The 1,523-nt window shown below is 65.2% G+C and carries 2 protein-coding genes; both read right to left on the bottom strand.

Annotation, left to right across the window (positions count from 1 at the left end; genetic code table 11):
* A partial coding sequence (locus AC1D00_RS40635; protein ID WP_477014579.1) for a GFA family protein occupies positions 1-126 on the bottom strand: 126 nt, incomplete at its 3' end.
* A 184-nt stretch (positions 127-310) separates the two neighbouring features.
* On the bottom strand, positions 311-1,390 hold the full coding sequence (locus AC1D00_RS40630) for a Cj0069 family protein (RefSeq protein WP_477014578.1): 1,080 nt from the start codon (positions 1,388-1,390) through the stop codon (positions 311-313).
* Positions 1,391-1,523: the final 133 nt, after the last annotated feature.

Below are 1,523 nucleotides of genomic sequence, written 5' to 3'. Positions count from 1 at the left end.
GCCGACCACAGGTGCGCCGGCGTGGAGTCTGCAATCGCGACAGTGACACAGCGCATGCACGATCGCTTCGCCCTCGACCTGATAACGGATTGCGCCACAATGACAGCCACCGTTGATGGTGCTCATGCCTTCCTCCCGATCGAAGCAGGTTTCCCGGATCGATAGCTCTGGAGACTCGCAGCTTCAACGGGGGCCATCGATCCGCGCTTGCGTCCTACTGTCGCGTGACAACTCCCGCCATCGCCTGCTGGGCGAGGGTGCAGCAGCCTCCGAGCCGCAGTGCGAGATGATGTTGCGCGCTCGCCGGTTTTTATCTGCCGGAACTGGTGCCTTGAGTCTGCAGAATGAGGCATTTCACCGTCCGCGCAATCGCCGCCGGTGCCTCCTCGGGGATCGCGAAGCAGGAGCTCGCGTTGATTTCGCACAGGACGTATGTGTCGGCGCCAGCCGCGTCGCGAGGTCCGTAGAGGAAGTCCGCGTCCCAGATCACCGGCAACGACGCTTCATCGATGTCGAGCGTGTCCATCATCCGCGGCGTCCATTCGTCCTCCATCGACCTTCGCAGCGCCTGGAATTGCGGAGCATCGGGCCCGTGCATGATCCGTGGGCCCGGTTGCGCCTCGGGCGAGTCCACACCTTCCGGCGGCGGCGGGATCAAGGCCTTGATCAGTTGGTGCCCGAAGCCCGCGACCTTGGACCCGCTCATGTAGCAGCGGATCATGCCGTCGGGCAGGCGAGGCTGAAACGCCTGATCGATGATGCAGCCGCCCCAGCCGAAATAGGGCTCGCAACGCGCGAGGAAGCCATCGAGCGGCATGTCCTCGGGCAGGCTCCCGCGCTGCGCGTGGAGCACCCGAACCATGGTGTCCGCGTTCGAGAGGGCCTCGACCTTCCAGACGCCTTGGCCTCCGTTGCCGCGATTTTGCTTGAGCACGCGGGGGCCGTTCGCGCGAAGCCGCGGCGGGAATTCGGCGCGGAAGGAGGCCGCGGTGTCATAGCGATGCGTATCCGCGCCCCAGCCCAGGTGACGCGTGCGGTAGAGCACGTCCTTGACGCCCATCTTCAGGATGACGTCCGGGTGCGCGCTCACCCATGGCCCTCGCGCCGCAACGTCGCGGAGCAGGGGATCGAGCTCAACGCGCGTCTTGCCCTGGTGGATCGGATCGACCCAGACGAGTACGCCGTCGACCGAGAGCAATTGATCGCGGACGGCGTCGGCAAAGGTTTCGTCGTAGATGACCGGCCGGGCTTCGATGCCGATAGCGGCGAGTGCTTCGAAGACGCGGACGAAACGGCTGTTCTGCGGTGTGGCATCCGCCCGCGCGGCGGCATCGCCGCGTGAGAGGATGGCAACGGTGGATCGGAGAGGAAGGTGTTGTTCGGTGTCCATGCGCAAGCTCCACGAAGTGCGTGCTGCGCAGAGCTTGGACCGAAGTCTCATGGGGGGTCTGCATTGCCCCCATGCGGACGACCTTACGTGAGATCGCCCTCGGCTTTCAAGACGGTAGCGCGCGGTTCCATGC

This window comes from Bradyrhizobium sp. P2_E8, assembly GCF_056403875.1.
Note: the sequence above shows the minus strand (reverse complement) of the source record. Positions and strands in the feature narration are given on the sequence as shown.

What these genes read in the sequence shown, in the direction of transcription:
- AC1D00_RS40630 (WP_477014578.1), bottom strand. Translation starts at nt 1,390, where the DNA reads ATGGACACCGAACAACACCTTCCTCTCCGATCCACCGTTGCCATCCTC.